We start from the raw sequence: 16580 nt of genomic DNA on the forward strand, positions 1-16580 counted from the left end.
GCGCGCGCATCGTTGCATGCCGCCGTGTTGCATCTTGTGCCGGCGGCTCCATCAGACCTATCGAGGAATTGAAATCATGACGACCTTCAACGTCGCGCGCGCCGCCATGGCCGCACTGATCGGTGCTGCCTTCGCAGGGTTGGCCCTGCCGGCTCATGCCGAAATCAAGAACTACGAATTCCAGCTCGTTCAGCCGACCGTCAAGGCCGGCGCCGATCGCATCGTCACGGTGCGGCTGGTCGACAAGACCACCGGCAAGGCGGTGCCTGACGCGGTGATCTTCGCCAGCCGGCTCGACATGGCCCCGGACGGCATGCAGGAGATGGTCACCAAGGTCACGTCGATGCCGGGCACGGAGCCCGGGACCTACCGGTTCAAGGCCAATTTCGGCATGGCCGGGCGCTGGCAGCTCTCGCTCGGCGCCAAGGTGCAGGGCGAGACCGGCACGGTCGAAAACAAGCTCGTCGTCACGGCCGAGCAATGACCCGCCTCGCCCCCATGGGCACTGCCGCTGCGATTCTCGCAGCGGCAGGTGTCGTGCTGTTCGCCGGTGGCGGCTTGCGACCGCGGCCCGATGTCGACCGCCTCGTATCTACCGCAAACGCTGCGGATACGGGCACGCCGATCTATTTCCGCGATCCGGACGGCAAGCCGTACTACTCGCTGAGGCCAAAGAAAACGGCCGACGGCCGCGACTATCGCGCCGTGCAGGCGAGCGAAGACATCAGCTTCGACGAGCCCGACCAGCCGGCCGGCACAGCGCCGGCCGACACCAAGGGCGATCGCAAGATCAAATATTATCGCAACCCGATGGGTCTGCCCGACACCTCGCCGGCGCCGAAGAAGGATTCGATGGGGATGGATTACATCCCCGTCTACGAGGGTGACGACAGCGACGACGACTCGGTCAGGCTGTCGCCCGGCAAGATCCAGCGCACCGGCGTGAAATCCGAGCCCGCTGAATTGCGCCGGATCAGGACGCTGGTGCGCGCCCCCGGCACCATCCAGCTCGATGAGCGGCGGATCTCAGTGGTCGCGATGCGCGCCGAGAGTTTCGTGCAGAAGGTCGCCGACGTGACCACCGGCAGCCGCGTGGCGAAGGGCCAGCCGCTGATGGAGGTCTACAGCTCCGCGGTCGCCTCCGCGGCCGCCGAATATCTCGCAACCATCACCTCGAAGACCACGGCCGGCATCGAGCCTTATGGCCGCGGCTCGCGGCAGCGGCTGGTCAATCTCGACGTGCCCGAGCCCGTCATCGCCGAGATGGAGAAAAATCATTCGGTGCCGATCACTATCGTGTGGTCGTCGCCGCGCGACGGCATCGTGCTCCAGCGCAACGCCATCGAGGGCATGCGCGCCCAGCCCGGCGACGTGCTGTTCCGCATCGCCGATATCTCGCTGGTGTGGGCAAATGTCGACGTCGCCGAGCGCGACCTCGGCGGCATCAAGGTCGGCCAATCCGTGTCGGTGCGGGCCCGCAGCTATCCCGGCCGGGAGTTCAACGGCCACATCGGCGTGATCTATCCGCAGGTGAACAAGGAGACGCGCACCGCGCGGGTGCGGATCGAGCTGTCCAATGCCGATCTCGCGCTGCTTCCCGACATGTATGTCGATGCCGAGATCGACACCGGCACTCCGGTGCCGGTGCTCGCAGTGGCCGAGAGCGCGGTGCTCGACACCGGCAGCCGGCAGGCCGTTCTGGTCGACAAGGGACAGGGCCGCTTCGAACCGCGCGAGGTCAAGCTCGGACGGCGCGGCGAGGGTTATGTCGAAATCCGCGACGGGCTCGCCGTGGGCGAGGCGATCGTCACCTCCGCCAACTTCCTGATCGACGCCGAGAGCAATTTGAAGGCGGCGCTGAAGGGATTTGCCGACGGCGACAAGGCTACGGGAGGCAAGCCATGATCGCGCGCGTCATCGCCTGGTCGGCGCGCAACCTGCTCCTGGTGCTGTTCGGCGCCGGCTTTGCCGCCGCCGCCGGCCTCTATGCGCTGCTCCACCTGCCGCTGGACGCCATTCCCGACCTCTCCGACACCCAGGTGATCGTCTACACCGAATATCCCGGCCAGGCCCCGCAGGTGATCGAGGACCAGGTCACCTATCCCCTCACCACCGCGATGCTGACGGTGCCGAAGTCGAAGGTGGTGCGCGGCTTCTCCTTCTTCGGCGTCTCCTTCGTCTATGTCATCTTCGAGGATGGCACCGACATCTACTGGGCGCGTTCGCGGGTGCTCGAATTCCTCAACGGCGCAGCCTCACGGTTGCCCGCCGGCGTCACGCCGACGATCGGCCCGGACGCCACCGGTGTCGGTTGGGTCTACCAATACGTCGTGATGTCCAAAGAGTTGAATCTCGCGGAGACCCGGACGATCCAGGACTGGAACCTGAAATTCGCGCTCGCCAAGGCCGAGGGCGTCGCGGAGGTCGCCAGCGTCGGCGGCTTCGTCAAGCAGTACAATGTCATCCTCGACCCGCAGCGCATGCGCGACCTCGGCATCACCATGCAGAAGATGCGCGAGGCCATTCGTGCCAGTAATGCAGACGTTGGGGGTCGCACCGTCGAGCTCTCCGAGTTTGAATATGTCATCCGCGGCAAGGGTTATCTCAGGAGCGTCGACGACATCGGCAACATCGTGCTGAAGACCGACAACGGAACGCCGGTCAAGCTGCGCGACGTCGCTCGTGTCGAGCTCGGACCCGACGAGCGGCGCGGCATCGCCGAGCTCAATGGCGAGGGTGAGGTCGCGAGCGGCATCGTGCTCCAGCGCTTCGGCATGAACGCGCTCGACGTCATCGAGAACGTCAAGAAGCGGTTCAAGGAGATCGCGACCGGCCTGCCGAAATCGATCGAGATCGTCCCGGTCTACGACCGTTCGAACCTCATCTACGCAGCGATCGATACGCTCAGGCATACGCTGGTCGAGGAAAGCATCGTCGTCGCGCTGGTGTGCGTCGTGTTCCTGCTGCATGTCCGCAGCGCGCTCGTCGCCATCCTGATGCTGCCGGTCGGCGTCCTGATGGCCTTTGGCGCGATGAAGCTGCTCGGGATCGGCTCCAACATTATGAGTCTGGGCGGCATCGCGATTGCAATCGGCGCCATGATCGACGCGGCGATCGTCATGATCGAGAACGCGCATAAGCATCTCGAGCGCGCCGAGCCCGGCCGTTCGCGCGTCGCGATCCTGATCGGGGCCGCCGCAGAGGTCGGCCCTGCGCTGTTCTTCAGCCTCCTGATCATCACCGTGTCGTTCATGCCGATCTTCACCCTGGAATCGCAGGAAGGCCGGCTGTTCGGCCCGCTCGCCTTCACCAAGACATTTGCGATGGCGGCCGCCGCGCTGCTGTCGGTCACGCTGGTGCCGGCGCTGATGGTGATCTTCGTCCGTGGCAAAATCATCCCGGAGCACAACAATCCGCTCAACCGCTTCCTGATCTTTATCTATCGCCCGGTGATCGCTGGCGTGCTGCGCGCCAAGATCGTGGTGATCCTGCTCGCGCTCGGCGCGCTCGCCGCCTCGATCTGGCCGGCGCAGCAGCTCGGCACCGAGTTCATGCCGAACCTCAACGAGGGCACCCTGCTCTACATGCCGACCACGCTGCCCGGCATTTCCGTGACCAAGGCGGCCGAGCTGATGCAGACCCAGGACCGCATCATCCGCTCGTTCCCCGAGGTCGCCTCCGTCTATGGCAAGGCCGGCCGCGCGGCCACCGCGACCGATCCGGCGCCGTCGGAGATGTTCGAAACGGTGGTCAACCTCAAGCCGAAGGAGCAGTGGCGCGCCGGCGTGACGGTCGACGGCCTGATCGCCGAGATGGACAAGGCGCTCCAGTTTCCCGGCGTGTCCAACGCCTGGACCATGCCGATCAAGGCGCGCATCGACATGCTCTCGACCGGCATCCGCACGCCTGTTGGCGTCAAGGTGATCGGCACCGATCTTGCCGGGATCGACAAGCTCGCGAGGCAGATCGAGCAGGTGCTCAAGGCCGTCCCCGGCACCTCCTCGGCCTATGCCGAGCGCAGCCTCGGCGGCTACTACCTCGAGATCACACCGAACCGCGAGGCGCTGTCGCGCTACGGCATCGTGGTGCAGGACGTGCAGGACACGATCGCCACCGCGCTCGGCGGCCAGGCCGTGACCACGACGGTGGAAGGCCGGCAGCGCTTCACCGTCAACATGCGCTATCCGCGCGACCTGCGCGACAATCCCAAGGCAATCGCCAGCGACATCCTGGTGCCAATGCCGGCCGGCGGCGCCGTCCCGCTCGGCGCGGTCGCCAGCGTCACGCCGGCGCGCGGGCCGACCTCGATCCGGACCGAGAACGGGCAGCTCGCCACCTACATCTATGTCGACATCCGCGACCGCGACCTCGGCGGCTACGTCACCGACGCGCAGCGCGCGGTGCAGGCGAACATCCAGTTTCCGCCGGACTATTACGTGGTCTGGAGCGGGCAGTACGAATATCTGGAGCGGGCCGCTGCGCGGCTCAAGATCGTGGTGCCGGCGACGCTACTGATCATCTTCCTCCTGCTCTATCTCAACTTCCGCTCGGTCACCGAGGCCATGATCGTCATGCTCTCGCTGCCGTTCGCCCTGGTCGGCGGCCTCTGGCTGATGTGGTGGCTCGGCTTCAACCTCTCCGTCGCGGTCGCCGTCGGCTTCATTGCGCTGGCGGGCGTGGCAGCCGAGACCGGGGTCGTGATGCTGATCTATCTCAACCACGCGCTCGCGGAGACCAAAGCGCGCTGCACCCTCACCGGCAGCGCCCCGACCCGCAGAGATCTCCATGAGGCCATCATGGAAGGCGCCGTCGAGCGCGTCCGCCCGAAGATGATGACGGTGGTCGCGATCATGGCAGGCCTTTTGCCGATCATGTGGAGCACCGGTACAGGATCCGAGATCATGCAGCGCATCGCGGTGCCCATGATCGGCGGCATGATCTCGTCAACACTGCTGACGCTGATCGTGATCCCCGCGATCTTCGCCCTGGTGAAGGGTATCGGCCTTCCTTCGGACGACCATGGCTGCCACCCGCCGCAGGTCCGCGCCGAGGTGGAAACGAAGCGAGAGCCTGTTACCTACCTGGACAACTCACGCATCATCAGGCTGCATTTCGAGCATCTCCACTGCGACAACGGCGGAGCGTTCTGCAGCGGCGCAGGTTGCCTGCATCAGGATTACGTCACAAAGGGCGGCCAGTACCGGCTGATCAAGAGCTACTACGGCCGCAATGACGATTGACACCTCCAGGCGCAGGGTCCGAAAGTCCCGCTCGCTTCAACGGTCGTTCCACAAGCGTAACAATGTTGCACATCGACACCCTTCCGGTTGCCATGCTAGGCAGGCCGGTACGCAACCAGAGTGACGTCGTGCCCGTGATCCGCCGGCCAAAGAGAGTTTTCGACCTGAGCAATTGGCGCGGGCTCTTTGCGCTGCTCGTCGCGACCGTCTATTTGCTGTCCGGAACGTTGCACGGCCTGCACGACCTCGATGTGACCAATCCGTCCGGCCATTCGGAAATCGCATCGGTCCTCGATACTTCCGCGGGACACGCCGACCACAAGGCTCTCGCCGGCCATCACTGCCATGGCTGCTTCTCGGTGACGGTGGCGCAGCAGGCGCAATCGAAGACATCGATCGCGCTTGTGTCGGCGCCGGGCGCGCATCGCGAGCCGGCGTTCTTGGGCGTCGTGCCCGACACGGACTCCCCGCCCCCCAAACGCCTGACCTGAACGGATCAGCCGGGCGCCATGCGCGCCCATGCCCTTCCCTTCACAGGTCATTTCCATGTCTTGCAGGCGAACTGCCGCGCGCTTGGCGTGCGCGATGGCGATTCTCATCGGCGGGCCGCTCATGCTGGCCGCGCAGGCCCAGACCCTGACCATGCGCGCTGCGCTGACGCGCGCGCTCGCTGCCAGCCCGCGGCTGACGGCCGCCGAGCGCGATGTCGGCATCGCCACGGGCCAGCGCATCCAGGCCGGCGCGCTGCTCAATCCGGAGCTGTCCTATGAGCAGGACAATTCCTTCGGCTCCGGCATCTATCGCGGCACGAAATCGGCCGAGACCACGCTCCAGATCAGCCAGGCCTTCGAGCTGTTCGGCAAACGCGAGGCACGGATCGCCGCGGGTAGCGCCGGCATCGAAGCGGCCGCAATCCAGCGCAAGGCTGTCAGGCTCGAGGTGCTCTCGGAGACCGCGATCGCATTCCTCAGCGTGCTCGGCGCGCAGCGCCGCATCCAGATCCTGGACGAGCAGGTTGCTGCGATCGATCGCCTGACACCCTTGCTCCGCCGCCGTGTCGAGGCCGGCGCCTCTTCGCCCGCAGAGACCGGCCGGGCCGAGGTCGCCTCCGCGCTGGTGAAGGCCGACCGCGAGCGCTTCAAGGCGACGCTTGCGAGCGCCCGGCGCGAGCTCGCCGTGCTGATGGGCGATCCCACGCCGAAATTCGCCGACGTCTCCGGACGGCTTGACCCCACCGGCCGACCACCCACGTTCCAGTCGGTCGTCGCCGCCATCGATGCCAATCCGCAACTGGTGCGCTGGACCGCAGTCTTTGCGCAGCGCAACGCCGAGCTGCTTCTGGCGCGCTTAAAACCCTATCCGGACGTGCGGATTGCTGCCGGCTGGCGTCATTTCAACGAGACCAATGACGACGCGGTGCGCCTCACAGTCTCGGTCCCGATCCCCGTATTCGACCAGAACCAGGGCAACGTCCTCTCGGCGCAGGAAAGTCTCGCCAAGACAAAGGCCGAGCGCGAAGCCAATCGCAACGCGCTGATCGTGGTTGCAGGCCGCGCCTATGACTCGCTGCAGGGTTCGCTGCGCGAGCTCGCCGTGCTGCGCGAGACAGCAATCCCCAAGGCGCAGGAAGCGGCGGAAGCCATTTCCCAAGGCTACGGCCAGGGCCGCTTCACGCTGCTCGAAGTGCTCGATGCGCAGGCGAGCGTCACGCAGGCGCGGCTGCGCGAGCAGGAGGCGCAACAGAACTTCCATGCCGCGGTCGCCACCATCGAAGGCCTCGTCGGCAATCCGTTCACGCTCGCCCGGGAGAGCGCAAGATGAAGACCTCCTCCACCGTCATCGTGGCCCTCGTCACCGCCGCGCTCGGCGCCTACGGCTATGCGATGCTGGCACCGGCCAAGGTCGAGACCACGAGCCAGACCCAGGACAAGAAGCCGGAGAAGCCGCCGAACGCGCATGTCGAGCAGGACGAGCACGGCGCCGACCGCATCAGGATCTCCGACGTCAAGCTCGCCGCCGCCGGCGTGACGCTCGCGGAAGCCGCAAGCGCGACGCTGACCGACACGCTCTCCTTCAACGGCGTGCTGCGCGCCAACCAGGAGGCCGTGGTGCAGGTGACGCCGCGCTTCCCCGGTATCGTCAAGTCGATCCGCAAGCGGATCGGCGACACCGTCGCCAAGGACGACCTCCTGGCGTCGATCGAAAGCAACCAGAGTCTGACGGCCTACGACCTCAAGGCGCCGATCGGCGGCACCATCATCGACCGACAGATCTCGCTCGGCGAATATGCCTCCGAGCAGAAGCCGGCCTTCGTCGTCGCAGACCTTTCCACCATCTGGGTCGACCTGTCGATCTATCGCCAGGACATCAAGCGCGTGCGTCTCGGCGACGAGGTGCTGATCGATCCCGACGACGGCCGCAGCGAGATCAAGGGCGCGATCTCCTATCTGGCCCCGGTCGGCGTCAGCGAGACCCAGACCGCGCTGGCGCGCGTCGTGCTGCAGAACGCCGACGGGCGCCTCCGCCCGGGTCTCTTCGTCACCGCGAAGTTGATCCTTGCCGCGCGCAACGTTGCGGTCGCGGTGCGGACCAGCGCCATCCAGACGCTGGAGAACCGGACCATCGTGTTCGTCCGCGAGGACGGCGACAAGATCGAGGCCCGCCCGGTCGAGCTCGGCGAGTCCGATCCGCGCCATGTCGAGATCAAGGCCGGGCTATCCGCCGGTGAGCGTTACGTCGCCGAGAACAGCTTCGTCGTGAAGGCGGAGATGGGCAAGGGAGACGCCGATCATGATTGAGGCCGTTCTCGCCTTCTCCATTCGCCAGCGCTGGCTGGTCGTCCTCGTCGTGCTCGCGGCCGCCGCATTCGGCGCCTGGAACTTCACGCGGCTCCCGATCGACGCGGTGCCCGATGTCACCAACGTGCAGGTGCAGATCAACACGCGTGCGCCGGGCCTGTCGCCGCTCGAATCCGAGCAGCGCATCACGTTCCCGATCGAGACGGCGATGGGCGGTCTGCCCAGGCTCGACTATACGCGCTCGATCTCGCGCTACGGCCTGAGCCAGGTCACCGTCGTGTTCCAGGACGGCACCGACATCTACTTCGCCCGCCAGCTCGTGAACGAGCGCATCCAGCAGGTGCGCGATCAACTGCCGACCGGCGTCGAGGTCGCGATGGGGCCGATCTCGACGGGGCTCGGCGAGATCTACACCTACGCCGTCGAGGCCAAACCCGGCGCCAAGGCGCCCGGCGGCAACGACTTCACGCCGACCGAGCTACGGACCATTCAGGACTGGATCATCAAGCCGCAACTGCGCACCGTTCCCGGTGTGATCGAGGTCAACTCGATCGGCGGCTACGAGCGCCAATTCCACGTGCTGCCGTTCCCCGGCCGGCTCATGGCCTACAAGCTCGGCTTCCGCGATATCATGACGGCGCTTGCCGCCAACAACGCCAATGTCGGGGCCGGCTATATCGAGCGAAACGGCGAGCAATATCTCGTCCGGGCACCCGGCCAGGTCGCGAGCATCGACGAGATCAAGGACATCGTGGTCGGCTCGCGCGGCGGCGTGCCGGTGCGCATCCGCGACGTCGCCGACGTGAAGGAGGGTCACGAGCTGCGCACGGGCGCAGCGTCGACCAATGGCAAGGAAACCGTGCTCGGCACCGCGATGCTGCTGATCGGCGAGAACAGCCGCAGCGTGGCACAGAGAGTCTCGGCCAAATTGCAGGACATCTCCAAATCCCTTCCCGACGGCGTGGTCACACGCGCGGTCTATGACCGCACCCATCTGGTGGAGGCGACCATCGCGACCGTCGCGAAGAATCTCCTCGAAGGCGCCGCACTGGTCATCGTGGTCCTGTTCCTGATCCTCGGCAATATCCGCGCCGCGCTGATCACGGCCTGCGTCATCCCGCTCTCCATGCTGATCACGATATCAGGCATGGTCGAGAGCAAGGTCAGCGCCAACCTGATGAGCCTTGGCGCGATCGATTTCGGCATCATCGTCGACGGCGCCGTGATCATCGTCGAGAACTGCCTGCGCCTGCTCGCCGAAGCGCAGCACCGGCGCGGCCGCCTGCTCACGCTCGATGAGAGGATGGAGACGATCCGCGCGGGTGCCAGCGAAGTGATCCAGCCGAGCCTGTTCGGCACGCTGATCATCGCCGTCGTCTATCTACCCGTCCTGACGCTGACGGGCACCGAGGGCAAGATGTTCACGCCTATGGCGCTGACGGTGCTGATGGCGCTGGCGGGGGCTGCTCTTCTGTCCGTGACCTTCGTTCCGGCTGCGATCGCGATTCTGGTCAGTGGCAAGGTTTCGGAGACGGAAAACATCTTCATGCGCGCCGCCAGGCGGGTCTACGTGCCCCTGCTGGAGCGTTCCATCCGCTATCGCAAGAGCGTGGCGTTCGGCGCCGTTCTGATCGTCGCCGCCAGCGTCACGGCGGCAACGCGCATGGGCGGCGAGTTCATCCCGAGCCTCGATGAGGGCGACGCCATTATCGAGACCGTCCGGATTCCCGGAACGAGCCTCACGCAGAGCGTCGAGATGCAGCTCCGGCTTGAGAACGCCGTCAAGCAGGTGCCCGAGGTGGCGACGATCTTCTCCAGGATCGGCACCGCGGAGATTGCCAACGATCCCATGCCGCCGAACGTCGCCGACACCTATGTCACGCTCAAGCCGCGCAACGAATGGCCCGACCCCGGCAAGGCCAAGGACGAGGTCGTCGAGGATATCGAGCGCGCGGCCAACACCCTGCCCGGTACGACCTACGGCATGTCGCAGCCGATCCAGATGCGCTTCAACGAGCTCGTCGCGGGCATCCGTAGCGACGTCGGCGTCAAGATCTTCGGCGACGATCTCGACGTTCTGCTCGGCGTCGCGCAGCAGGTCAATGCTGTCATCCGCGGCATCGACGGCGCCGCCGACGTCAAGACCGAACAAATCGCAGGCCTGCCGATCCTCACCGTGAAGCTCGACCGCCAGGCGCTGTCGCGTTACGGTCTCAGCGTCGGAGAGGTTCAGAACCTGATCGAGATCGCGATCGGAGGAAAACCCACCGGAAAGCTGTTCGAAGGCGACCGCCGCTTCGATATCGTCGTACGCCTGCCGGAGGAGCTGCGCGCCAGTCCTGACGCCATCAAGTCGCTCCCCGTACCGCTGCCGCCCGGCGAGAATGCGGCGACGGTCACCAGAACCGCCTTGTCGGCCGCACCGAGTACGGCCCCGCGCTACGTTCCGCTGTCGGCCATCGCGTCCGTCGAGGTCGCTCCCGGCCCCAACCAGATCAGCCGCGAGAACGGCAAGCGTCGGATCGTGGTCACGGCCAATGTGCGTGGGCGGGACCTGCGCTCCTACGTCACCGAGGCCCAGGAGGCGGTAGCGCAGAAGGTCAAGCTGCCGCCCGGCTACTGGATCGGCTGGGGCGGCCAGTTCGAGCAGCTGGTCTCGGCCACCAAGCGGCTGACCATCGTCGTGCCGGTGGCGCTGCTGCTCGTCTTTCTCCTGCTGTTCATGAGCATGGGGTCGGCGGCGGATGCGCTCTTGGTGTTCAGCGGCGTGCCACTGGCGCTCACCGGCGGCATCGCGGCGCTGCTGCTGCGCGGCATCCCGCTGTCGATCAGCGCCGGCGTCGGCTTCATCGCCCTGTCCGGCGTCGCCGTGCTCAACGGCCTCGTCATCATCGCCTTCATCGAGCGACTGCGGAGCGAGGGCAAGCCCCTCGTCGAGGCCGTCGGCGAAGGCTCCCTGACGCGCCTGCGCCCGGTGCTGATGACCGCGCTGGTCGCTTCCCTCGGCTTCGTGCCGATGGCGCTTGCGACCGGCGCCGGCGCCGAGGTGCAGCGGCCGCTGGCCACCGTCGTGATCGGCGGCATCATCTCCTCGACCGTGCTGACGCTGCTGGTCCTGCCCGCCCTCTACGTGCTGTTCCGTCGTGACCACGGCCGCGAAACGCCTACAATGGGTTCTGATCTGGCGTGCGCCGATTCCGGGGAGCGGTAGACGTGGACAAGCACGACGACCATGCCGGTCATCATCATCATGACCACCACGACCATGTCGGGCACGACCATGGTCATAGCCACGGTCATGGCCACGGTGCGCATGTCCACGCGCCCGCAAGTTTTGGCAGGGCATTTGCGATCGGCATCTCACTGAATACTGCGCTCGTCGTCGCGCAAGGCGTTTACGGCTACCTCGCCAATTCCACCGCCCTGCTCGCCGACGCCAGCCACAATCTGAGCGACGTGCTCGGCCTCGTCATGGCCTGGGGAGCATCGGTCGCGGCGAGGCGCGCGCCCACGGGCCGCTTCACCTACGGCTTTCGCGCCTCGACCATTCTGGCCGCATTGGGGAACGCCGTCTTCCTCCTGGTCGCAACCGGTGCGATCGGCTGGGAGGCGATCCTGCGCCTGCGCGAGCCCGAGCCGATCGCCGGCGTCACGGTGATGATCGTCGCCGGCATCGGCATCCTCATCAACGGCGCGACCGCGATGCTGTTCGCGCGCGGACGCAAGGACGACATCAACATCCAGGGTGCGTTCCTGCACATGGCGGGAGACGCGGCGGTCTCGCTCGGCGTGGTCATCTCCGCGGCGCTGATCATGTGGACCGGCTGGCTCTGGCTCGATCCAGTCGCGAGCCTTCTGATCTGCGCCGTCATCCTCTGGAGCACGACGGGCCTGCTCCGCAGCTCCATCGACATGTCGATGGCCGCCGCGCCGCGCGGCACCGACCTCGACGCCATCAAGACCTTGCTGATCCAGCGGCCCGGCGTCTCCGATATTCACGATCTGCACGTCTGGCCGATCAGCACCACCGAAACGGCGCTGACGTGTCACCTCGTCATGCTGGGCGGTCACCCCGGCGACGCCTTCCTGATGGAGACCGCGCAGCTCCTTAAAACCTCCCACCGGATCGGCCACACGACGATCCAGATCGAGACCGGCCAGGACAACGGCTGCGCGCTCGCGCCCGATGATGTGGTGTGAGGAGATTGTGCGGTCGCCTCAATTTCAAGACGTCGTCCCGGACAAGCGAAGGGCCGATCCGGGACCCATACCCCCAGGATCAAATTTGGCGAAGACCGGTAACCACCATCTCGCGCCACAACTCCTCCCTGTGGTTATGGGTCCCGGCCTCCGCCGGGACGACACCGAGTTTGTGGCACGATGCTTCCAACTCGTTCGTGACAACGTCTGAAGGAGCGCGAGGCTACGCCGCCTTCGCCGTCACGATCCAGATCGCACCTTGCAGCACCACCGACGGCCCCTTGACGAACGGAGCCAGCGCTTCGCGGATCGAGCCTTTGGCGGCCTCGTAGGTCTCCGGCGGATGGCCTTGCAGCGCGCGGCTGGCGGGGCCGATTTGAACAGAGCCGTCGACGGCCGCGTCCAGGCCGCCACCGATCGCGATATCCATCGGAAGGTTATGGGGCTCCATCGCCACGTCCGCGAAGCCGGCGCCTCTCAGGATGCGCGTCACGCGCTCTTCCGACGCAAAGGCGAACGGACCGGGATCTTCCGGCCCGACCGGCGGCATCTTGGGCACATGTTTATAGACCGCCATCAGCGGCGTCATCATCCAGGGATTTTCGCGCGGCTCGCGCCAGCAGATGAAGGCGAGCCGCCCCGAAGGTTTCAGCGCGCGACGCAGGTTGGTGAAGGACGCAACCGGGTCGGCGAAAAACATCACGCCGAAACGCGAGGCGAGCAGATCGAAGCTTTGGGGCTCGAAGGGATAGACCGTCGCATCCGCCAGCACGAAATCGAGCGGCAGGTTCTTTGGCGAAAGTGCGCGGGCCTGCGACAGCATCGGGTCGGACACGTCGAGCCCGAGCGCAAATCCGTCAGGCGCCACTGCCTTGGCGAATGCAACAGTGGTCGCACCCGAGCCGCAGCCGATATCGAGCAGGCGCTCACCCGGCTTCGGCTTGGCGCGATCGATCAGGACGTCCGCGATCGGTCCGAGCAGGATCTCCTGTGCCGCGTGACGATCGGCCCATTTCTGGCCGCCGGGCCCATTCCAATAGGCAATCTGGTCGGCGTTCTCTTCGTGTCCGCTTGGCTGTACCATGGGGGCCCCTCTGGCAACTCGGTCGAAAGACCCCGATGCCGAAATGCAGAGACGCCGTCAACTGCGGCTGCCTGCTCTGTCGACTCGTCGGCGAGACACGTTTGAGTTCTCGCCGCGCTGCGCGGCGTCCGAGATCGACGGACGGTGAGAGGACCTAGCCGCTGAGCTGAGCTACGCCAATGCGCGAGGCAACGTCATTCGGCCGCCAGCGAGGCTCCGGTTCGCTTCGCAAGGACGCGGCGAAAGTCCGCTGCCAGCTCGTCATAGTAGCGAGCAAGCTCCTCATAGAAAGCCTTCCCAGCCTCGTCGCGCGCTTCCTGCGCTGCCTTCATGCAATGGGCGGCTTTGGACTCGTACCGTTCCAACTTCGTGCGAAGATCACTGATCACGGCGATACTCCACGCTGACGACAGGAGTTGGAACCGTGGTTCGGGCGGGGATCGAAAAGATGACCGAACGGAGGCAATTTTGGACCCGTCGGGGGCCCTTTCTGGGCGTCGGGTGCCTAGAGAAACGGGGATAAGGGGGGTGCCAACCGGTCGCGGCCGACTCGTCGCGCCATCAGCAAGCGAGCCCGGCAGGCAGACAAGCAAGGTCCAGCGGCGACCGCATTGGCCCCCTCCTTTGCGCATTTACCGAAATTGCGTTGGCCCGCCGGCGCGCTGATGGACGTGACGTCAGTCACAAATGGGGCTTTTGTTAATGCCATGCTCCGAATAATCTATTCTTATTGCGTTTTGGGGCTGGAATGGGCGCGCTTCGGCTTTTTGTTTTGTTGGTTTTTGCGACCTGGCTTGGTTCTGGCTCAGCTCAGGCCGAGAAGCGTGTCGCCCTGGTGATCGGCAATTCCGCCTACAAGAGCGCCCCCAGGCTCACCAACCCGGTAAACGATGCCACCCTGGTCGGCGACATGTTCAAGAAGGCCGGGTTCGAGCTGGTCGATATCAAGCTCGATCTCAATGCCGCCGAGATGCGCAGGGCGCTGCGCGACTTTGGCGGCAAGGCTCGCGAGGCCGAGGTGGCGGTCGTCTACTACGCCGGTCACGGCATCGAGCTGGACGGAACGAATTACCTGATCCCAACGGATGCGACCCTCGAGACGGACAGCGACGTCCTCGACGAGACGCTGCCGCTGGACCGTGCCCTGTTCGCGGTCGAACCGGCCAAGCAGCTCCGCCTCGTCATTCTGGATGCCTGCCGCGACAATCCCTTCTCCAAGACCATGAAGCGGACGATCGCCGCGCGCGCCATCGGGCGCGGCCTTGCCAAGGTCGAGCCCACGAGCCCGAATACCATGATCGCTTTCGCCGCGAAGGCGGGCTCGACCGCCTCGGACGGTGACTCCAAAAACAGCCCGTTTGCCGCAGCCCTCGTCGAGCGCCTGCCCTCGCCGGGTCTTGATCTGCGCAAGGCCTTCGGCTTCGTCCGCGACGACGTCCTCAAGAACACCGGCTACAAGCAGGAGCCTTATGTCTACGGCTCGCTCGGCGGCGATGACGTGCCGCTGGTCGCGGCAAAGCCGGTCGCAACAGGCCCACAGGCGAACCCTCAGGACGCAGTGCGCCGGGACTATGAGCTGGCGCTTCAGCTCGGCACCCGCGACGGCTGGACGGCGTTCCTCGGCCAATATCCCGACGGCTTCTATTCCAACCTGGCCAAGGGCCAATTGAACAAGATCGCGGCCGAAGAAACGCGCGCCGGCGCTGCCGAAAAGGCGCGGCAGGCCGAAGACGAGAAGGCGCGGCTCATCGCCGACCGGGCCAAGAAGGCCGAGCAGGAGAAGGCGGCTGCAGCGGCAAAGGCCGCCGAGGATGCTAAGCTCGCCGCAGAGAAGGCCAAACAGATCGAAGAAGCCAAGGCGACTGCCGCCGAGCAGCGACGGAGAGAGGCCGAGGCCGCCGTCGCCAAGGCGCTTGCTGACAAGCAGGCCGCTGAAAAGGCGCTCGCTGAAAAAACCGCAAATGACAAGGCTGCTGCCGAGCTCGCCGCCAAGCAAGTTGCGGCTGTCGCACCAACCTCATCGCAGCCGAGCCTGTCTCGGCAGGAGACCGCGAAGCTGGTGCAGTCCGAACTGCGGCGCGTCGGCTGTCTGGCAGCCGCTGCCGATGGCGACTGGAATGCATCATCGCAACGCTCGCTGACGCTGTTCAACAAGTATGCGGGAACGAAGTTCGACGCCAAGCTCGCGAGCTTCGATGCGTTCGACGCGATCAAAGCCAGGCAGGGACGGGTCTGCCCTCTCGTTTGCGACCACGGCTTCAAGGCGGATGGCGACGCCTGTGTGAAGATCACGTGCCGCGCCGGCTATCGCGTCAATGACGACAATGACTGCGAGAAGGTGCAGGACAAGAAGCCGGTCGCGACCCGCGAGGATACCAAGAAGCGCGATGCCGAGCGGAAGCAGATCGAAGCTGCACCCGCGAAGCCGTCTGCATCTGGTCAAATGATTTGTAACAATGCAGGCTGTCGGCCGCTAAGGCCCGGCTGTCGGGTTGCTACCCGGCCGTATGGACCTGGAGGCCAGGCCAATCCGGGAGGGGGACAAACGGAAGTGTGCGACTGAGCCACGGTCGAGGCGCGAACATTCTGTTGCAGACCGGGCACTGTAGCTCGTCTCGACAGGCCCGCCTTCGCTCGCTTCGCGTCAATGATGTTCGGAGGCTGGCTCGCCCAGCCGTAGCTCGCGAAGCAAGCGAAGGCTGGTGGGCGGTCACGGATTCGAACCGCGGACCCTCTCGGTGTAAACGAGATGCTCTAACCAGCTGAGCTAACCGCCCCTGGCCGCCTCTTTAGCCCCAGGGCCCCCGGAGGGGCAAGGGGCGAACGTCAATGCATATCAGTTCAGTCTCTGGGCCGCCCCGGCAAGACCGGCACCGTGTCGATCCACACCGCCGCCGATTGGCACCAGATCTGCCGGCTGGGCCGCAGGGCCTCGCGCTGGCGGATGCTGCCCCAGCGGATACCCCAATCGTCGGCCTCGGTGCCCTCGCCGCTGGTGAACAGCGGGGAGCCGCAGTCGCCACAAAAGTGCTGGAAGCGCATCCGGCCATTGTCGCCGCGCTTGCCATAGACCTTGGGCTTTCCGCCGGTCAGGCGGATGGTTTGGCCGGAGCAGATCGCGGTCACCCGAAAGGGAGAGCCGGTCAGCGCCTGGCAATCGGTGCAGTGGCACACCGAGACGGCCTCCGGATCGATCTCGGCCGCGTAGCTGACCCGGCCGCAATGGCATTGTCCGTCGATCTGCATGCCGCGCTCCCA

Annotated in this window: 11 protein-coding genes, 1 tRNA gene and 1 pseudogene; 9 read left to right on the forward strand and 4 right to left on the reverse strand. The window is 65.7% G+C overall.

What is annotated here, in order from left to right:
- Nucleotides 1–76 precede the first annotated feature (76 nt).
- The 8 genes and pseudogenes from NLM33_RS08275 (at nt 77) to NLM33_RS08310 (ending at nt 12238) form a co-directional block, all read left to right on the forward strand.
- Nucleotides 77–484, forward strand: a complete 408-nt coding sequence (locus NLM33_RS08275) for a FixH family protein (RefSeq protein WP_254095599.1) — start codon at nt 77–79, stop codon at nt 482–484.
- Nucleotides 481–1905 (forward strand): efflux RND transporter periplasmic adaptor subunit, encoded by a 1425-nt coding sequence (locus tag NLM33_RS08280; protein ID WP_254095600.1) that lies wholly within the window; start codon nt 481–483, stop codon nt 1903–1905. Before NLM33_RS08275 ends, NLM33_RS08280 begins: the two co-directional genes overlap by 4 nt.
- Nucleotides 1902–5024, forward strand: a pseudogene (locus NLM33_RS08285) (efflux RND transporter permease subunit); the annotation flags it as partial. The gene NLM33_RS08280 and the pseudogene NLM33_RS08285, both read left to right, overlap by 4 nt.
- A gap of 278 nt (nt 5025–5302) precedes the next feature.
- The gene (locus NLM33_RS08290) at nt 5303–5731 is read left to right on the forward strand and encodes a hypothetical protein (protein ID WP_371929921.1); all 429 of its coding nucleotides are present in this window, start codon (nt 5303–5305) and stop codon (nt 5729–5731) included.
- A gap of 55 nt (nt 5732–5786) precedes the next feature.
- Nucleotides 5787–7061: a divalent metal ion exporter subunit IhpA gene (gene ihpA / locus NLM33_RS08295; protein WP_254095601.1), complete on the forward strand. Its 1275-nt coding sequence runs from the start codon at nt 5787–5789 to the stop codon at nt 7059–7061.
- Nucleotides 7058–8038: a divalent metal ion exporter adaptor subunit IhpB gene (gene ihpB / locus NLM33_RS08300; RefSeq protein WP_254095602.1), complete on the forward strand. Its 981-nt coding sequence runs from the start codon at nt 7058–7060 to the stop codon at nt 8036–8038. Before ihpA ends, ihpB begins: the two co-directional genes overlap by 4 nt.
- Complete coding sequence (locus tag NLM33_RS08305; RefSeq protein WP_254095603.1) at nt 8031–11249, forward strand: efflux RND transporter permease subunit; 3219 nt, start codon at nt 8031–8033, stop codon at nt 11247–11249. Before ihpB ends, NLM33_RS08305 begins: the two co-directional genes overlap by 8 nt.
- Before the next feature lie 2 nt (nt 11250–11251).
- Nucleotides 11252–12238, forward strand: coding sequence for a cation diffusion facilitator family transporter (locus NLM33_RS08310; RefSeq protein WP_254095604.1), 987 nt, complete (start codon nt 11252–11254; stop codon nt 12236–12238).
- 223 nt (nt 12239–12461) lie between these two features.
- On the opposite strand, the gene NLM33_RS08315 is transcribed toward NLM33_RS08310, so the two are convergent.
- Nucleotides 12462–13322 carry a class I SAM-dependent methyltransferase gene (locus tag NLM33_RS08315; RefSeq protein ID WP_254095605.1) on the reverse strand — a complete coding sequence of 287 codons (861 nt, stop codon included), beginning with the start codon at nt 13320–13322 and terminating at the stop codon, nt 12462–12464.
- Nucleotides 13323–13516: 194 nt separating this feature from the next.
- Nucleotides 13517–13711: a hypothetical protein gene (locus NLM33_RS08320; RefSeq protein ID WP_254095606.1), complete on the reverse strand. Its 195-nt coding sequence runs from the start codon at nt 13709–13711 to the stop codon at nt 13517–13519.
- Nucleotides 13712–14070: 359 nt separating this feature from the next.
- Between NLM33_RS08320 and NLM33_RS08325 the strand changes: the two genes are divergently transcribed.
- Nucleotides 14071–15885 carry a caspase family protein gene (locus NLM33_RS08325; RefSeq protein WP_254095607.1) on the forward strand — a complete coding sequence of 605 codons (1815 nt, stop codon included), beginning with the start codon at nt 14071–14073 and terminating at the stop codon, nt 15883–15885.
- Nucleotides 15886–16022: 137 nt separating this feature from the next.
- On the opposite strand, the gene NLM33_RS08330 is transcribed toward NLM33_RS08325, so the two are convergent.
- Together NLM33_RS08330 and NLM33_RS08335 are read right to left on the reverse strand one after the other, a co-directional pair.
- Nucleotides 16023–16099 (reverse strand) — tRNA-Val (locus NLM33_RS08330).
- 64 nt (nt 16100–16163) lie between these two features.
- Nucleotides 16164–16568 (reverse strand): GFA family protein, encoded by a 405-nt coding sequence (locus tag NLM33_RS08335; protein ID WP_254095608.1) that lies wholly within the window; start codon nt 16566–16568, stop codon nt 16164–16166.
- Between the last annotated feature and the right edge of the window lie 12 nt (nt 16569–16580).

The organism is Bradyrhizobium sp. CCGUVB1N3, assembly GCF_024199925.1.
Taxonomy (GTDB): Bacteria; Pseudomonadota; Alphaproteobacteria; order Rhizobiales; family Xanthobacteraceae; genus Bradyrhizobium.